This window comes from Sphingopyxis macrogoltabida, from assembly GCF_001307295.1.
Lineage (GTDB): Bacteria > Pseudomonadota > Alphaproteobacteria > Sphingomonadales > Sphingomonadaceae > Sphingopyxis > Sphingopyxis macrogoltabida_B.
The window spans coordinates 3,856,189-3,870,968 of sequence record NZ_CP012700.1; the positions used below are offsets into that span (position 1 = coordinate 3,856,189).

General features: G+C 63.5%; 13 protein-coding genes. 6 read left to right on the forward strand and 7 right to left on the reverse strand.

Translation table 11 applies throughout. The annotated features are described in order from the left end of the window. Positions 1-88: 88 nt before the first annotated feature. The 6 genes from AN936_RS17975 to hutC all read left to right on the forward strand — a co-directional run bounded on the left by AN936_RS17975 (position 89) and on the right by hutC (position 5,048). On the forward strand, positions 89-418 hold the full coding sequence (locus tag AN936_RS17975; RefSeq protein ID WP_011542685.1) for an ArsR/SmtB family transcription factor: 330 nt from the start codon (positions 89-91) through the stop codon (positions 416-418). Between the two features lie 13 nt (positions 419-431). Next, positions 432-860, forward strand: coding sequence for an arsenate reductase (glutaredoxin) (gene arsC, locus AN936_RS17980; RefSeq protein WP_054589300.1), 429 nt, complete (start codon positions 432-434; stop codon positions 858-860). 10 nt (positions 861-870) lie between these two features. After that, on the forward strand, positions 871-1,935 hold the full coding sequence (gene arsB / locus AN936_RS17985) for an ACR3 family arsenite efflux transporter (protein WP_054590406.1): 1,065 nt from the start codon (positions 871-873) through the stop codon (positions 1,933-1,935). Between the two features lie 5 nt (positions 1,936-1,940). Next, positions 1,941-2,696, forward strand: a complete 756-nt coding sequence (gene arsH, locus AN936_RS17990; protein ID WP_011542688.1) for an arsenical resistance protein ArsH — start codon at positions 1,941-1,943, stop codon at positions 2,694-2,696. 162 nt (positions 2,697-2,858) lie between these two features. Beyond that, positions 2,859-4,184 carry an alginate export family protein gene (locus tag AN936_RS17995; protein WP_011542689.1) on the forward strand — a complete coding sequence of 442 codons (1,326 nt, stop codon included), beginning with the start codon at positions 2,859-2,861 and terminating at the stop codon, positions 4,182-4,184. Between the two features lie 63 nt (positions 4,185-4,247). Continuing rightward, positions 4,248-5,048 carry a histidine utilization repressor gene (hutC, locus tag AN936_RS18000; RefSeq protein WP_011542690.1) on the forward strand — a complete coding sequence of 267 codons (801 nt, stop codon included), beginning with the start codon at positions 4,248-4,250 and terminating at the stop codon, positions 5,046-5,048. Positions 5,049-5,054: 6 nt separating this feature from the next. Here hutC and AN936_RS18005 read toward each other — a convergent pair whose 3' ends face one another. The 7 genes from AN936_RS18005 to AN936_RS18035 all read right to left on the reverse strand — a co-directional run bounded on the left by AN936_RS18005 (position 5,055) and on the right by AN936_RS18035 (position 14,738). Next, on the reverse strand, positions 5,055-5,789 hold the full coding sequence (locus tag AN936_RS18005) for a PepSY domain-containing protein (protein ID WP_011542691.1): 735 nt from the start codon (positions 5,787-5,789) through the stop codon (positions 5,055-5,057). Continuing rightward, complete coding sequence (locus tag AN936_RS18010; RefSeq protein WP_011542692.1) at positions 5,786-6,490, reverse strand: PepSY domain-containing protein; 705 nt, start codon at positions 6,488-6,490, stop codon at positions 5,786-5,788. The genes AN936_RS18005 and AN936_RS18010 overlap by 4 nt, the downstream gene beginning before the upstream one ends. Before the next feature lie 11 nt (positions 6,491-6,501). Next, on the reverse strand, positions 6,502-9,207 hold the full coding sequence (locus AN936_RS18015; RefSeq protein ID WP_037553305.1) for a TonB-dependent receptor domain-containing protein: 2,706 nt from the start codon (positions 9,205-9,207) through the stop codon (positions 6,502-6,504). Positions 9,208-9,492: 285 nt separating this feature from the next. Then, complete coding sequence (locus AN936_RS18020; protein WP_039578994.1) at positions 9,493-10,245, reverse strand: amino acid ABC transporter ATP-binding protein; 753 nt, start codon at positions 10,243-10,245, stop codon at positions 9,493-9,495. After that, positions 10,242-11,489 (reverse strand): cystathionine beta-lyase, encoded by a 1,248-nt coding sequence (metC, locus tag AN936_RS18025; RefSeq protein ID WP_053555647.1) that lies wholly within the window; start codon positions 11,487-11,489, stop codon positions 10,242-10,244. Before metC ends, AN936_RS18020 begins: the two co-directional genes overlap by 4 nt. Continuing rightward, positions 11,479-13,671 (reverse strand): ABC transporter permease subunit, encoded by a 2,193-nt coding sequence (locus tag AN936_RS18030; RefSeq protein WP_223181174.1) that lies wholly within the window; start codon positions 13,669-13,671, stop codon positions 11,479-11,481. Before AN936_RS18030 ends, metC begins: the two co-directional genes overlap by 11 nt. Next, positions 13,668-14,738 carry an amino acid ABC transporter substrate-binding protein gene (locus AN936_RS18035; RefSeq protein ID WP_003046368.1) on the reverse strand — a complete coding sequence of 357 codons (1,071 nt, stop codon included), beginning with the start codon at positions 14,736-14,738 and terminating at the stop codon, positions 13,668-13,670. The genes AN936_RS18030 and AN936_RS18035 overlap by 4 nt, the downstream gene beginning before the upstream one ends. Between the last annotated feature and the right edge of the window lie 42 nt (positions 14,739-14,780).

A 14,780-nucleotide genomic window follows, 5' to 3' on the forward strand; every position in this document is an offset into this window, starting at 1 on the left:
GCTATAGCCCGATCGCGCAAGCGGACCAACTAATCGGATATTCCCGATTGGAATTGACGGATGCGATTCCATCGGATAATTCCGATGCATGCAAACCGATTCCGCCTTGTCCATTCTCGCCGCGCTGGGACACCCGACACGCCTCGATGCCTTTCGCCTGCTCGTCAAACATGAGCCCGACGGCCTGTCGACGGGTCAACTTGTCGAAGCGTCGGGACTCACCCAGAGTACCTTCTCCACCCATCTCGCGGTGCTCGCCAAAGCCGGCCTCGTGATATCCGAGAAGCGCGGGCGTCAAATTATCCAGCGCGCGGATATCGACGCGCTTCGCGGCCTGATGCTCTTCCTGGCGAAGGACTGCTGCCAAGGCCGGGCGGAGCTGTGCGAGCCGCTGCTCGCAGAACTCGCCTGCTGCTGAAGGAACGCGCGCTATGACCGACATCGTCATCTACCATAACCCCGCCTGCGGGACCTCCCGCAACACCCTCGCGATGATTCGCAATGCCGGGATCGAACCGCATGTCGTCGAATATCTGAAGACGCCGCCGTCCCGTGCCTTGCTCGAGCAATTAATCGAGCGCGCCGGGATCACACCGCGCGAGCTGCTCCGCGAGAAAGGGACGCCCTATGCGGAGCTCGGTCTCGGCGACGAAAGCCTTACCGACCGCGCACTCGTCGATGCGATGATGGCGCATCCGATCCTCATTAACCGCCCGCTCGTCGTCTCGCGGCTCGGAGTCAAGCTCTGCCGTCCCTCCGAAGCCGTGCTCGACATCCTGCCCGCACGGCAGCTTGGCGCCTTCACAAAGGAAGATGGCGAACAGGTCGTCGACGCCGGCGGCAATCGCGCTCAGGCCTGAGGACAGCATCATGACTGCGGCAAAACGCGAACGCCTGTCGTTCCTTGATCGCTACCTGACGCTCTGGATCTTCCTCGCGATGGCGCTCGGCGTGTTGCTCGGTTCGGTGTTCACCGGCCTGCCCGCCGCGATCGATGCCCTCTCGTGGGGCTCGACCAACATCCCGATCGCGATCGGCCTTATCCTGATGATGTATCCGCCGCTCGCGCGCGTCCGCTACGAGGAATTGCCGCGCGTGTTCGAGGACAAAAGGGTGCTCGCCATCTCGCTCATCCAGAACTGGATCATCGGTCCCGTGCTGATGTTCGCGCTCGCGGTGATCTTCCTGTCAGACAAGCCCGAATATATGACCGGGCTGATCCTGATCGGCCTCGCGCGCTGCATCGCGATGGTGATCGTCTGGAACCAGCTCGCGAAGGGCGACAATCAATATGTCGCGGCACTGGTGGCGTTCAACTCGATCTTCCAGATCCTGTTCTTCAGCATCTATGCCTGGTTCTTCCTGACGATATTGCCGCCGCTGTTCGGTCTCGAAGGCAGCGTTATCGACGTAAGCTTCTGGACCGTCGCCGAAGCCGTCCTCATTTATCTCGGCGTTCCCTTTGCGGCGGGCTATCTCACTCGCAAGTGGCTCGCAGACGCCAAGGGCAACGAATGGTATGAGACGCGCTTCCTCCCGCGCATCGCGCCGATCACGCTTGTCGCGCTGCTCTTCACGATCGTCGCAATGTTCAGCCTCAAGGGCGGTGAGATCGTCACCATTCCCGGCGACGTCGTGCGCATCGCCGTCCCGCTGACCATCTATTTCGTCGTGCAGTTCGTCATCAGCTTCTGGATGGGCAAGCTGATCGAGGCCGATTATCCGCGCACGACCGCGGTCGCCTTCACCGCCGCCGGAAATAATTTCGAGCTTGCGATCGCGGTTGCGATTGCCGCCTTCGGGCTCGCCTCGCCGGTCGCCTTCGCCGCCGTCATCGGCCCGCTCGTCGAAGTTCCCGTGCTCATCCTGCTGGTGAGCGTCGCCTTCTGGTTCGGACGCCGCTGGTTCCCGGCATCCACCCCCGCGAAAGACTGATTGTCATGGCTTCCCCCACCTTTTCGCGCCTGCGCGCGCTCGCCGATCCCACCCATCTTCCGGCGCTCAGCGCGGAATATATCCGCTCGCAGCCCGCGCTCGGCCTCGGCCCGCTCGACCCAGCGCCGCGCATCCTGCTGCTCTACGGCAGCTTGCGCGAACGCTCCTATTCGCGGCTCGTCGTCGAAGAGACCGCGCGCCTGCTCCAGCTCTTCGGCTGCGAGACGCGCATCTTCGATCCGTCGGACCTGCCGCTGCCCGATTTGATCGCCGACGACGACCACCCGGCCGTCGAGGAACTGCGCCAGCATTCGCTCTGGTCCGAGGGCCAGGTCTGGTGCAGCCCCGAACGGCATGGCCAGATCACCGGCATCATGAAGGCGCAGGTCGATCACCTGCCGCTCGCATACAAAGGGCTACGCCCGACACAGGGCCGCACCCTCGCGGTGATGCAGGTGTCGGCGGGGTCGCAATCGTTCAACAGCGTCAATACGCTCCGCATCCTCGGCCGCTGGATGCGGATGATCACCATCCCCAACCAGTCGAGCGTCGCCAAGGCTTATGCCGAGTTCGACGAGGCGGGCCGGATGCTCCCGTCGAGCTATTACGACCGGATCGTCGACGTTGCGGAGGAACTTGTGTGCTTCACCGTGCTGACGCGCGGCCATGCCACGCAGCTTGTCGACCGCTATTCGGAACGCAAGGACCGCGCCGAACCCGTCGTGACGCCGGCGCGATTGGCGGGGCTGCCGGGAGCCTGAGCCCGGGACCACGTCCAGCCCAGGTCGGCACCGAAGCGATCTTGCACCAGGGGCGCCTCCGATCTAGAGGCGGATTACCGGGGCCGCGCAACCTCCCGGTAAAGCGTCCCGGCGCTCAAGCGTTGCCTGTTCGTCCTCGATTTCGGGGATCAGGAGGTTTGCTTGAGGCTGTATCTTGCCGCGACTTTACTCGCCCTGCCCGCACCCGCTCTCGCCGAAGATGGCCTGACCATCACGGGCAGCATGCGCCTGCGCTATGAAATGATCCAAGGACAGGCGCGGACGGGATTCGACGAGAAGGACGACCTGCTCAATGTCCGCACGATCGTCGGCGGCGAATATCGCAGCGACGGATTTCGCTTGGGCGCCGAACTCTACGACAGCCGCGTCTATGGGAGCGAGGCGGGAACCCCGGTGACGACGGGCGAAGTCAACGCGTTCGAACTGGTCCAGGCCTATGTCGGCTATGAGGCGCGCGATGCCTTCGGTGCAGGCACGAAGCTCGATCTCCAGGCCGGCCGCTTCACGCTGAACCTGGGATCGCGGCGGCTGGTGGCCGCGGACGATTATCGCAATACGACCAGCGGCTATACGGGTCTCCGCGCCGACCTGGCGCTGCGCGGAGGTGTCGCGGCGACCTTTATCTATACGCTTCCGCAGGTGCGGCTGCCCGACGACCGCGCGTCGCTCGACGCCAACCGGGTCAAGTTCGACAAGGAGAGCTTTGACCTGCAACTCTGGGGCGGCCTCGCGACGAAGAAGCTCGGCGGGTCGCGCGGCTCGGTCGAGATTTCCTACTTCCATCTCGGCGAGCGCGACGCGCCGCAGCGGCCGACGCGCGACCGTTCGCTCGAAACGATCGGACTGCGCGCCTATCGCGATCCCGCGCCGGGCCGGTTCGATTATGAGAGCGAGACTTTCTACCAGTTCGGTACGATCAGCAGCAGCCTCGCTCCCTCGGCAGCCAAGTCCGATGTGTCGGCGTGGTTCACGCATCTCGAGGCGGGTTACAGCTTCCGCCACCCTTGGTCGCCGCGCCTATCGCTCGAATTCGACTATGCGAGCGGCGACGGCCGGGGAGGCGATTTCGGCCGCTTCGATACCTTGTTCGGCATGCGCCGCGCGGAACTCGCGCCAGCGGGCCTCTATAATGCGGTCGGACGGGCCAATCTTCTGTCCCCGGCGATCCGTATCGAAACAATACCGTCAAGGCGCCTCGATGCCTTTGCGGCCTACCGGCCGCTCTGGCTGGCCTCGCGGTTCGACAGTTTTTCGACGACCGGCGTTCGCGATCCATCCGGCGCCTCCGGCCGCTTCGCGGGACACCAGGTCGAAGCGCGCCTGCGCTACTGGCTCGTACCGAAGCGCCTCCGCCTCGAATGGAGCGGCCTGTTTCTCGGCAAGGGCCGGTTTCTCCGAAACGCGCCCAATGCACCGGCCGGGGGCAACACGCTGTATAATTCCTTCAATGCCACCATCAGCTTCTGAAACCGGCGCAGGTCGCAAACAGCATGCTTGGCTTCTGCGAGCAGCAACCTGTATAGACGGGTTATGGATGTTACCACTCGCACCCCCGGACGCGGATCAAAACTCTCGAATGGATCTGCGGCCGCCCGGCCCGGCAACTCCGATGACGAAAATGACAAGTCTCCGCCTCGCTATGCCGCCATCAAGCAGAGCATTTGCGATGCCGTTCGCGACGGACTTCTTAAGCCGGGCGACCGGGTTCCATCGGAAGCAGAGCTAGTCCAACAATTCGACGTGTCACGGATGACCGCCAATCGGGCGCTTCGCGAACTACAGGCGGCAGGCGTTCTTGTACGCCGCGCGGGTAGCGGATCGTTCATCGCCGAGCCCAAGCCGATCGGCCAGATGATCGAAATTCGCAATATCGCCGAAGAGATCCGCGAGCGCGGTCACATCTATCGGGCCCGCGTCGTGCAGAATGACGAGATACGCGCCAATGCGGACCTTGCGGCGCTACTGGAGGTTCCGGTCGGCACGAGGCTTTTCCACTCGATCATCGTTCATCACGAAGCCGAGTTCCCGATCCAGCTCGAGGAGCGTTTCGTGCTCGCGTCGGCGGCTCCCGATTATGGGAAGATCGACTTCACCCAGATGACGCCGAACGAATATCTGACGCGGACGGCGCCGCTCGAGCGCGTCGAACATCGGGTTCGCGCCGAGATGCCCGACGCGCACACCCACAGCATGCTGGGGCTCTCGGACGGCGAACCCGTGTTGCGGATGACGCGGCGGACGTGGAGCCATTCGCGCCTCGTCAGCCATGCCTGGCTGACGCATCCCGGATCGCGATTCGAGCTGTCGGCGGCCTTCTCGATCGACGATTGACGCCGCTCAGCTGGTGCGCGTGACGACCACCGGTTTGCGGCGCCGGCGCAGCCAGCGGAAATCGGCGCGGCTGAAGCTCTTGAACAGCAGATAGAAGCCGGTGCCCGAGAGCCAGAGCGCGCCAAAGGCGACGAAAATGATGAGCGGGTGATTGAAGCTCTTCCGGTTGATGTAATCCATGTTGTGGAGCATCCAGAAGAAGTCCCACGTCCGCCAGGTGTCGCCGCGCATGACGAGGAAGCGCGCGGTGTCGAGCGAGACATAGGCGCTGCTGTTCTCGTCGTCCGCGAAATCGACGCGCCACATCGCCCCCTCATGATCGCGCGATTCGAGGTTCGGCTTGGCGATTACGCTCACCTCTCGGATCGGCGCCTCGTTCATCATGGAGGCGACTTCGCGCGCCATGGCCTCGTCGACCCGGATGTGCTCGCCGCTTGTCGCGTCGACGAGACGGACGCCTTTTGCGGAGCGCACTTCATAGACCGGCCGGGTTCCGAGATCGCGAAGGATCACGCCCGTGACAGGTTCGCCGCGCGGCAGGGCCGCCACGTCGAAATATTCCCCCGGTGGCAGTGGATGCGCATGCGACATCCCGCCGCCGTGCCCGCCGACCTTATCCTTGTCGAGCAGCGCCATCACCGATCCGCTGAGCGCCCAGAGCAGGAACTGGAGACCCAGGATCAGCCCGACCCATTTGTGGATGCGCCGGAAGAAGAGCGGCGTCAGTCGGATGCGTTTCATGCCTGCTTCCTCTTGCGGCGTTTGAAGGACCAGATCAGCAACCACGCCCCGCTGATCGCCATCGCGAAGACGCTCCAGGTCGCGACGCGGAGCAACGGGTTGTTGACGTCGGTCCGCTCATCATAGTCCATGATGTGGAGCATCCACGCGAAGTCGAACACGCGCCACAATGCGTGGCGGCGCGAGATAAGCTCACCGGTCGTCGGCGACAGATAGAGCGTCGGGCGGTTCCAGCCCTCGAACTCGACCTGCCAATAGGGCGGCTTGCGCGACTGCATTTCCTGTGGCGCTTCGGTCAACAGCCGCACCGACACGATCTTGCCGTCGCCGGTGTAGATGCGCCGCGCCTGCTCGCGGACCTGGGACTCGGTAAGCGCAGGCAGCGGCGCACCCGAGCGGGCATCGAACAGCCGCGCCCCTTCGGGAGTTTCAGCGCGCCAGACGGGGCGATCGAAGAACCGCTGCAAGCGAACCTCGGACGCACCGGGCGCGGCCGCAACGATCCGCGACGGCGGCGCGAGGCCCGCGAGGTCGAAGGGCTGAACCATCGGCGCGCGCACGAGATGGTCGCCATGGATGGTGTCGATATGCACGACCACCATGTAGAAGCCGGTCAGCGTCCAGAGCAGCGCCTGGACGCCGACCACCAAGGCCAGCCATTTATGCGTTCGCCGGACGAGCAGCGGCCAACGGATCGCCATATCGATTACCCTCAGAACGCGGTGCGGAAGCCGACGTAGAAACGCCGTCCGAGCAGGTCATAGGTCATCGTGTCGGTGTTCGCATCGGTGAAGCTCTGGATATAGGGCGCCTTGCGATCGAAAAGATTGTCGACACCGACCTGGAACCGGGTCTTCTCGTCGATTTCGAAAGCGACCTGGAGATTGTGGTAGAAGACATTCGGCGTGCTGTAGCCGATGTCGCCGGGGGCCGCATTGAAGTCGGTCGCCTTGCCGATCCACTGGGTCGACCAGGTCGCGCTGACCCCGTCCTTTTCAGCGGTCAGCACGCCATAGCCGCGCCATTTCGGATAGCCGCCATTGCCGCCGCCGATAAAGCCGTCGAAGTCGATCGGCGCGCCGCCGGGGAAAGGCAGGACCACATATTTGTTGAGATAGGTCACGTTGACGTCGAGCGAGACGTTCACGCTGCCGATGTCATTGTTGTAAACGAGACCCAGATCGAGGCCGTTCATTTCTTCGCGGCCCGTGTTGATCGGTTGCGCGGAGAGGAAGGTAACCTCGCCGGTCAACGGGCTGCGGGTAAAATCTTCGCAGAAGGGATGCGAAAGATTCTGGCTCGCATAACAAATGCTGAGCTTTGTCGAGCCCGGAATAGCACGGATCGCATCCTTGATCTTGATGTCGAACCAGTCGGCAGTGAGCGAGAGTCCCGGAACCAGTCCCTTCGGTGAAATCACCGTCCCGACGGTCCAGGTCGTCGAGCTTTCGGGTTTCAGATTCTCGTTGCCGCCGACCGTTGTCAGGATCGTTGTACCGAGCTGAACATAATTGGCCGGCACGCCCGACGCCTGACAATTGGCGATCAGTGTCGCATTGCCGCTGGTCGAATAGCGCGAGCAGGGGTCGGTGGTCGTCAGATTGCCCTCGGAGACGCCGCCGAACAATTCGGGGACGTTCGGAATGCGAAAGCCGGTGCCGTAGGTGCCGCGCAGGCGGAAGCTGTCATTGATGACCCAGTCGACGCTCCCCTTGTAGTTCCAGTCGCTGCCGAACAGGTCGTAGTTCGAGTAGCGAACCGCGCCGTCGAGGGTAAGCGACTGGAAGAAGGGTGTGTCGGCCAGAACGGGCACCGACAGTTCGAGATAGGCTTCCTTCGCCGTGCTCGTTCCGGAGATCGGATCCTGCTGGTTGGTGTTGGCAATACCGAGCACCGTCAGCGGATCGGGATCGCGCCAACCCTTTTCCTTGCGATAGACGACACCCGCCGCGAAGGAGACGGGGCCTGCGGGCAGCTTGAAGAGATCGCCGTTGATATCGGCGGTGACCGTCGCAAGCTCGTTGCCGCCGCGGTCGCGCGACGTGAACAGGATATAGTCGAGAACCTCCGGGGTCAGGTCGCCGAACCCGAGATAGTCGGCGCAGGGGATCGTGGCACCGGCAGCAAGACTGCACTTGGTCGTATCGAGGGAATTCGCCACTCGCTCGAGATTGGCGATGTTGGTCGAACCATCGACCGCGGTGTTGCGGCCGAAGGCGCCCGCGATTTCCCATCCCCAATCGTTCGAGAGCTTGCCGCGGAGGCCAAACGTACCCTGCCAGGTATCGGTTTCCTGGAAGAATTGGCGCGGGCCGGGCTCGGCGAGGCGGCGCTGGATGAGGACGATATTCTGCCCCGTCGGATTGGTGGGATTGCTCGCCGCGATCGAGAGGTTGCGCAGCGTTCCGGGCGTCGCGATCTGATTCGACTTGCGGAAGGTGTAAAGGAATTCGCCGAACGCCTCGATATTGTCAGTGATGTCATAGTCGGCGAAAAACGCCGTGCTCACGCGCTCGACCGGGCTCACCGCGTTGAGGAACGGGTTCGAGTTGAAGTTGTGCTTGGCAGCGCTGTACGGCTCGAAGAAGTTGCCGTTACCGCCCAGCACCTGATTGAAGTTGATCTGCTGGCCGTTCGGCAGCACCGCGCGGCCGCCGATCGTCGAGGCGCTGTTCACGCAGCTCAGCATGCCGGGCGTGGTTTCGGCAAGCGAGCAAGGCGCGCGCGTTGCCATATTGACCGCGCTCGTCTTCTGATAGGTGACCGCCGCCATGAAACCGCCGCGATCGTTGCGGACGCCCCACAGGAGGTCGGCGGTGAAGTCCGAGCCATCGCCCTTTTCGGTGATGCCTTGGCGCACGCTGAGGCCGAGGCCTTCATAGTCAGTGCGGGTCACGAGGTTGACCACGCCCGCCATCGCGTCGGCGCCATAGATCGCCGAGGCGCCGTCCTTGAGCACATCGGTGCGCGCGAGCGCCGCGACCGGGATCATGTTAAGATCGGGCGAGGAGTTCGCGCCGGTGCCGCCCGCGACGAGGCGGCGGCCGTTGAGCAGAACAAGCGTGCGCTTGATGCCGAGACCGCGCAGGTTCACCTGCGCCGTGCCATATCCATTGTTCGCCCAATAGGCGGAGGTCTGGTTGCCTGCGAAGCCGGCGTTGGCGGGAAGGCGCTGCAGCACCGTCTCGATATTGACGACGCCGGTGTTCTCGATCTGCTCGGCCGACACGACGGTCGCGGGGCCGACGCCCGCGAGATCCTGGCGACGAATGCGCGAGCCGGTCACGACGATGTCCGATCCGTTCGGAGCATCCTCCGCGGCGGGTGACTGCGTCGCAGCATCGCTCTGCGCGAGCGCTGGCGTTGCAAAGGTCGCGACCGCTGCGGCGCTGGCGAGCAAAATTGTCCTGGTCATCATAGCGAAACCCCCTGATGGTTGGCTGATTCCCCTCAGAGAGCATCAAATGTATATACAGGTCAATAGGAATTTATTGAATCATATCAATTGGTTATGAAGTAAATTCCGGGCGCACGATACTTACTAGATACGCACCCCAAAGCTCTACCCCTCATCAATTTTGAAATTTTTTCCGGCCTGAGCCTTTTCGCGCAAGGAGCCGGCGGGCCCCTCCCTCGGCTTGCTTATGAAATGACATGATTAAGTGGGTCGGCACAGCTTGGGGGCGCGACCGACTTGAGCCGCTCAATGCGAAAGTATCTGTTCGAGAAAGGTCCGTGCGCGCTCGCTTTTCGGCGCGGCGAAAAAATCTGCCGGCCTTGCGTCTTCGATGATCTGGCCCTGATCCATGAAAAGCATGCGATCGGCCGCCTCGCGCGCGAATCCCATTTCGTGCGTCACGCACACCATCGTCCGTCCTTCGCCGGCAAGGGACGTCATCACATCGAGTACCTCCTTGATCATCTCGGGATCGAGCGCCGATGTCGGCTCGTCGAAGAGAAGAATCCGGGGCTCCATCGCCAGAGCGCGGGCTATCGCGGCCCGCTGTTGCTGCCCTCCCGAGAGCTGCCCCGGATATTTGCCCGCCTGGTCGCCAATCCTCACCTTGTCCAAATAGGATATGGCGCGCGCCTCCGCCTCCGGAAGAGACAAGCCGCCGAGCAGGACGGGCGCGAGGGTGCAATTCTCCAGCACCGTCTTGTGCGGGAACAGATTGAACTGTTGAAAGACCATGCCGACGGCGCGGAGCGCCGCAACGGCCTCCCGCGACGCGTCGGTTATCCTGGTTCCCTCGATCAGGACGGCACCGGAGTCGGGCACCTCGAGCCTGTTCATGCAGCGAATGAGCGTCGATTTGCCGGAGCCTGAAGGGCCGCAAATCACGATCCGCTCGCGCGGGGCGATTTCGAGGTCGATCGAGCGGAGGGCATGATAGGCGCCATAATATTTGTCGACCTGCCGCAAGCTGACGGCCGCGTGGCCCGAGGCGTCGGTCATGACGCCTGCCCCCGGCCGCGGAGCGCTCGTACCCGCGCGAAGGCTGCGGCGAGGTCGGCGATCAGATCCTGCGGCGCTTCGAGGCCGGCGTGAATGCGGATCAGCGCCCCATCTGCCTCGCCATTGGGAAAATCGCGGATCGGAGCGGGCCACGCCGGAACCGCGAGACTTTCGAAGCCGCCCCAGCTCGAACCGAGCTGGAATAGCGAGAATTCGTTGAAAAAGGCGCTGGTTTCGGGCGGGGTCAGGCCATCGAGCTGAACACCGAACAATCCGGAAGCACCGGTGAAATCCCGCTTCCAGATTGCATGGCCGGGGTCGGCGGGATGAGCCGGATAGCGGACCGCAACCACTTCGGGTTGCTGGGCGAACCATTCGATCAGCGTCGCTGCGGTGCGCTGGTGGCGTTCAAGGCGCGCATCGAGCGTCCTGATGCCCCGGTGGACCAGATAGCAATTGTCGGGACTCGCGCAGTTGCCCCAGCGCGCCGCCGCGTCCTTGAGCTGGCGGTAGACGGCATCGCTGGCCGCCGTCATCGTGCCGAGCAGACAGTCGGAGTGCCCCGAGAGATATTTGGTTGCCGAAGCAAGCGAGATGTCGACGCCATGGGCCAAGGGCTTGAAGAAGAGCGGCGTGGCCCAGGTGTTGTCGAGAGCGGTCAATATGCCCCGGCTGCGCGCAACCGCCGTGATCGCGGGGACGTCGATCATATCGAATGTCTGCGAGCCCGGGGTCTCCATATAGATGAGCCGGGTGTTGCTGCGGCACAGCCCGGCAATCTCCGCTCCGATATCGGGCCGGAAATATTCCACCTCGACCCCGAAACGCGCGAGAACGTCGGTCAGAAACTTGCGGGTCGGCCCATAGACGCAGTCCGCGACGAGCAGATGGTCGCCCCCGGCCACGAAAGCCGTGAGGGCTAGCGCGATTGCGCTGGTTCCGGACGAGGTGATGACGGTCGCGCAGCCGCCTTCAAGTTCGCTGACAGCCTCGGCGAGCGCAAAGGTCGTTCGCGTTCCGTACAGGCCATAGATGACCTCATCGTAGAGACCCTGGTGCCGGTCCATATAGGCCTCGACGCTGTCGTAGATAATGGTGGAGGCCCGGTCGACGGGCGGATTGATGAGGCCCCGCTGATCGCACGGACGGGGACCGCCGTGCACGGCACGCGTCGGATCCTGCCAGGCGCGCCCTTTCGGGCTTGCCGGCTCCCCGGGCCATTTTCTGTCGTGATTATCCTGCATAGTTTAGTTTCCGTTCGATCTTCATGCTGAGCCGGGACAGGGAGAAACAGAGGAGGAAAAAGATTGTCCCGGTAAAAAGATAGGCTTCGGCGAAATAGGGTCGCCATTGCGCCTCGACGTAGGAGAGGCGGGTCGTCTGCAACAAATCGAAGACGCCGACGATGAGGACGAGCGTCGTGTTCTTGACCTCGCTGATCGAAGTGTTGACCAGCCCCGGCACGCTGACTTTCAGCGCCTGCGGCAACAGGATATGGCGCCGCGCCTGCCATTTGGTGAGGCCAAGAGCATGCGCGGCCTCGGCTTGCCCGACGGGAACCGCCAGCAGGCCGCCCCGGATGACCTCGGCCATATAGGCGGCAGTGAAGAATATGAGCGCGAGCTGGACGCGCGGCAGGCTGTCGATCGAGAGATAGGAGGGCACGAACAGCGGGAACAGGACCGCAGCGAGGAAGAGCACTCCGATCAGCGGCGTTCCGCGAACCAGCTCGATGAAGGCGACGCTCGGCCAGCGAATGCCGCGCCGCGCCGACCTGCGGCCGAACGCGAGGAGTATAGCCAATGGAAAAGCGCCGACCACCGCAAGGCTCGCGAGCAGCAATGTGACCGGCAGGCCGCTCCACTTCTCCATCGGGACATAGGAAAGGCCCGCGAATCCTCCTCGTAGCAGAAGTACCGCCACGGCGATTGCGCCGAGCCAGACAAGCCCGAGGCGGCTGCGCCAGAATCGCGGGACGAAGGAGAAGGCAAGGCATGAAAGCAGCGCGGCCGCCGCTGCTGCGGACCGCCACTGCTCGGCTTCGGGATAGGTGCCAAACAATATCAGCCGCGCATTTTCGCGGAGGAATGGCCAGCAAGCACCGCTGGCCAAACGGCAATCGGCCGCGCCCCCGGCGAAGGTCGCGTCGAACAGCAGCCACGAGAGCCCCTTGCCGGCGAAAGCCGCGGTCATGGCGAGGATCGCGATGGTGAGTATCGACTGGCGTCCTCCTCTGAACAGATTGCGCCGTATCCACGACGGCCAGGCGGTCGCCGAGCGCAGCGGAAAGGGTTCGAGGGGCGCCGACTGGATGCTCCGGCCGGGCTGCCCGGCGACGCTCCAGCCCAACTGGCGGGCATAGAGGCCGGTGACGAACGACAAGGATAGCGAAAGCAGCAGGAAGGTCGCGACGATCAGGCCGACGCCCTCGATCGCCTGCCCTGTCTGACTGATGACGGTATCGACCACCGAGACAAATTCGGGATATCCGATCGCGACCCCCAGGGAGCTGTTCTTGATCGTGTTGAGATGCCAGCTCGTCATCGGCGGTATGGCGATGCGCAGCGCTTGCGGCATCACGATCCGTCCCATTGTTTGCGCGGGCGACAGGCCGAGCGCTTTGGCGGCCTCGCTCTGCCCTGCGGGAACGGCGAGGATCGCGCCGCGGAATATCTCGGCCAGATAGGCCGAGGCATAGACCGAAAGGCTGGCGACCAGCGTCAGAAACTCCGTGGAGAGCGACAATCCGCCGACGGTTCCGAAGCGCCCCGCCCGCGGCAGATCGATCCCGCCCCACAGCAAGAGCGGCACCAGGGAGATGCCGGCGAAGGCCAGCGCAGTGCGCGTGCGAACGGCTCCTCGCCGCACGGCACCCAGCAGGATCGCACAGGCGACGATCGCGATGAGAAAGACCGGCCGTCCCGGATCGGCCAAGGAGAGCGCGGGGAGGTGCAATCCCCGATTATCGAGGTCGAACGGTCCGACGGCGCCCGGGCCGGGTCCGGGCAGACCGAACAGCAGCGCGGCGTACCAGACGAACATCTGGAGCAGCAGCGGAATATTGCGAACCAGCTCGATATAAAGGCCGGAGAGCCTCGCAAGCAGCCAGTTGGACGACAGGCGCGCCATGCAGACCGCGAGGCCGAGCAAGGTCGAGAAGATGATGCCGAGCGCCGATATCAGGAGCGTGTTGAGAAGACCCACCGCCAGCGCCGCGGCATAGGAATCGCCCGGCGCGTAAGCAATCAGCGTTTCGCCAATCGCGAAACCCGCCCGGTCGAACAGGAAACCGAACCCCGTCCGGATGTTTCGGTCCGCGAGATTGTCCGCCAATGTCGCAAACAGGCCGTAGGCGACCACAAGCCCGCCCGCGATCAGCAGCCAGGGTAACGCAGCGATGGCAAGCCGCCTGTGTTTATGAGTCATCGCATCGGCAACGGGTAGATCAGCCCGCCGTCCCGATAGAGCTTATTCTGTCCGCGTTCGACGCCGAGCGGCGTAATGTGCCGGTCGAAGATTTCGCCATAATTGCCCGTCGCCTCGATCGCGCGATACGCCCAGTCATCGTCGAGGCCGAGCGACTTGCCGAATCCGGGCAGGCCGCCGAGCATCTTGCGCACTTCGGGGTCACGCGAGGCCATGCGCATGCGCGCTGCATTCGCGCGGGTGACCCCCATTTCCTCGGCAGCAAAGAGCGCGTTCAGCACCCATTTGTTGATCTCATACCATTGCTCGTCGTCGCTGCGCACGACGGGACCTACCGGCTCCTTGGTGAGTCGTTCGGGCAGCACAACATAATCGTCCGGATGCGCGGTATCGGCGAGACGGATCACGGTCAGCGTGAAGGCATCGGTGGTCATCGCGTCGCACCGCCCGGCAAAGAAGGCGAGCTTGGCTTCCTCGGGATTCTCGAACACGACCGACTGGAAACGCAGCCCCTTGCGCTCGAAATATTCGGCGGTGTTGAGTTCGGAGGTCGTCCCCTTGGTGATGCAGATCGATGCGCCATCGAGATCCGTCGGAAGCCGCACACCCGATCGCCGGGGCACCAGGAAGCTCTGCCCGTCATAATACATGGTGCCGACGAAATTCACCCCGAGGTCGGTGTCGCGCGTCAGCGTCCATGTCGTCGTCCGCGACAGGACGTCGGCCTCGCCCGTCTGCACGATCGTGAAGCGCTTGTTCGAGGCGACCGGCATGAACCGGACCTTGCGGGCATCGCCGAGGACCGCAGCGGCGAGCGCCCGGCAGTAGTCGACGAAGAACCCCTGCCAGCGCCCGCGCTTGTCGAGATAGGACATGCCGAGCTGCCCCGTATGAATTGCGCAATTGAGCGTTCCGCGCGCGCGAATCCGCGCAAGCGTCGATCCCTTCGCCGCGGCGATTTCATGCCCACCGGTGCCGGCGGGCTCGCGGCCGCAGCCGCCGAGTAACAGGGCGCCTGCGGCGAGCAGCGCCGGTAACCAGCGGCGCGATGCGTGCGACCTATTCATAAACGAGGCTTTCAATGCTAGCGCCATAAGAAATAGCTATAG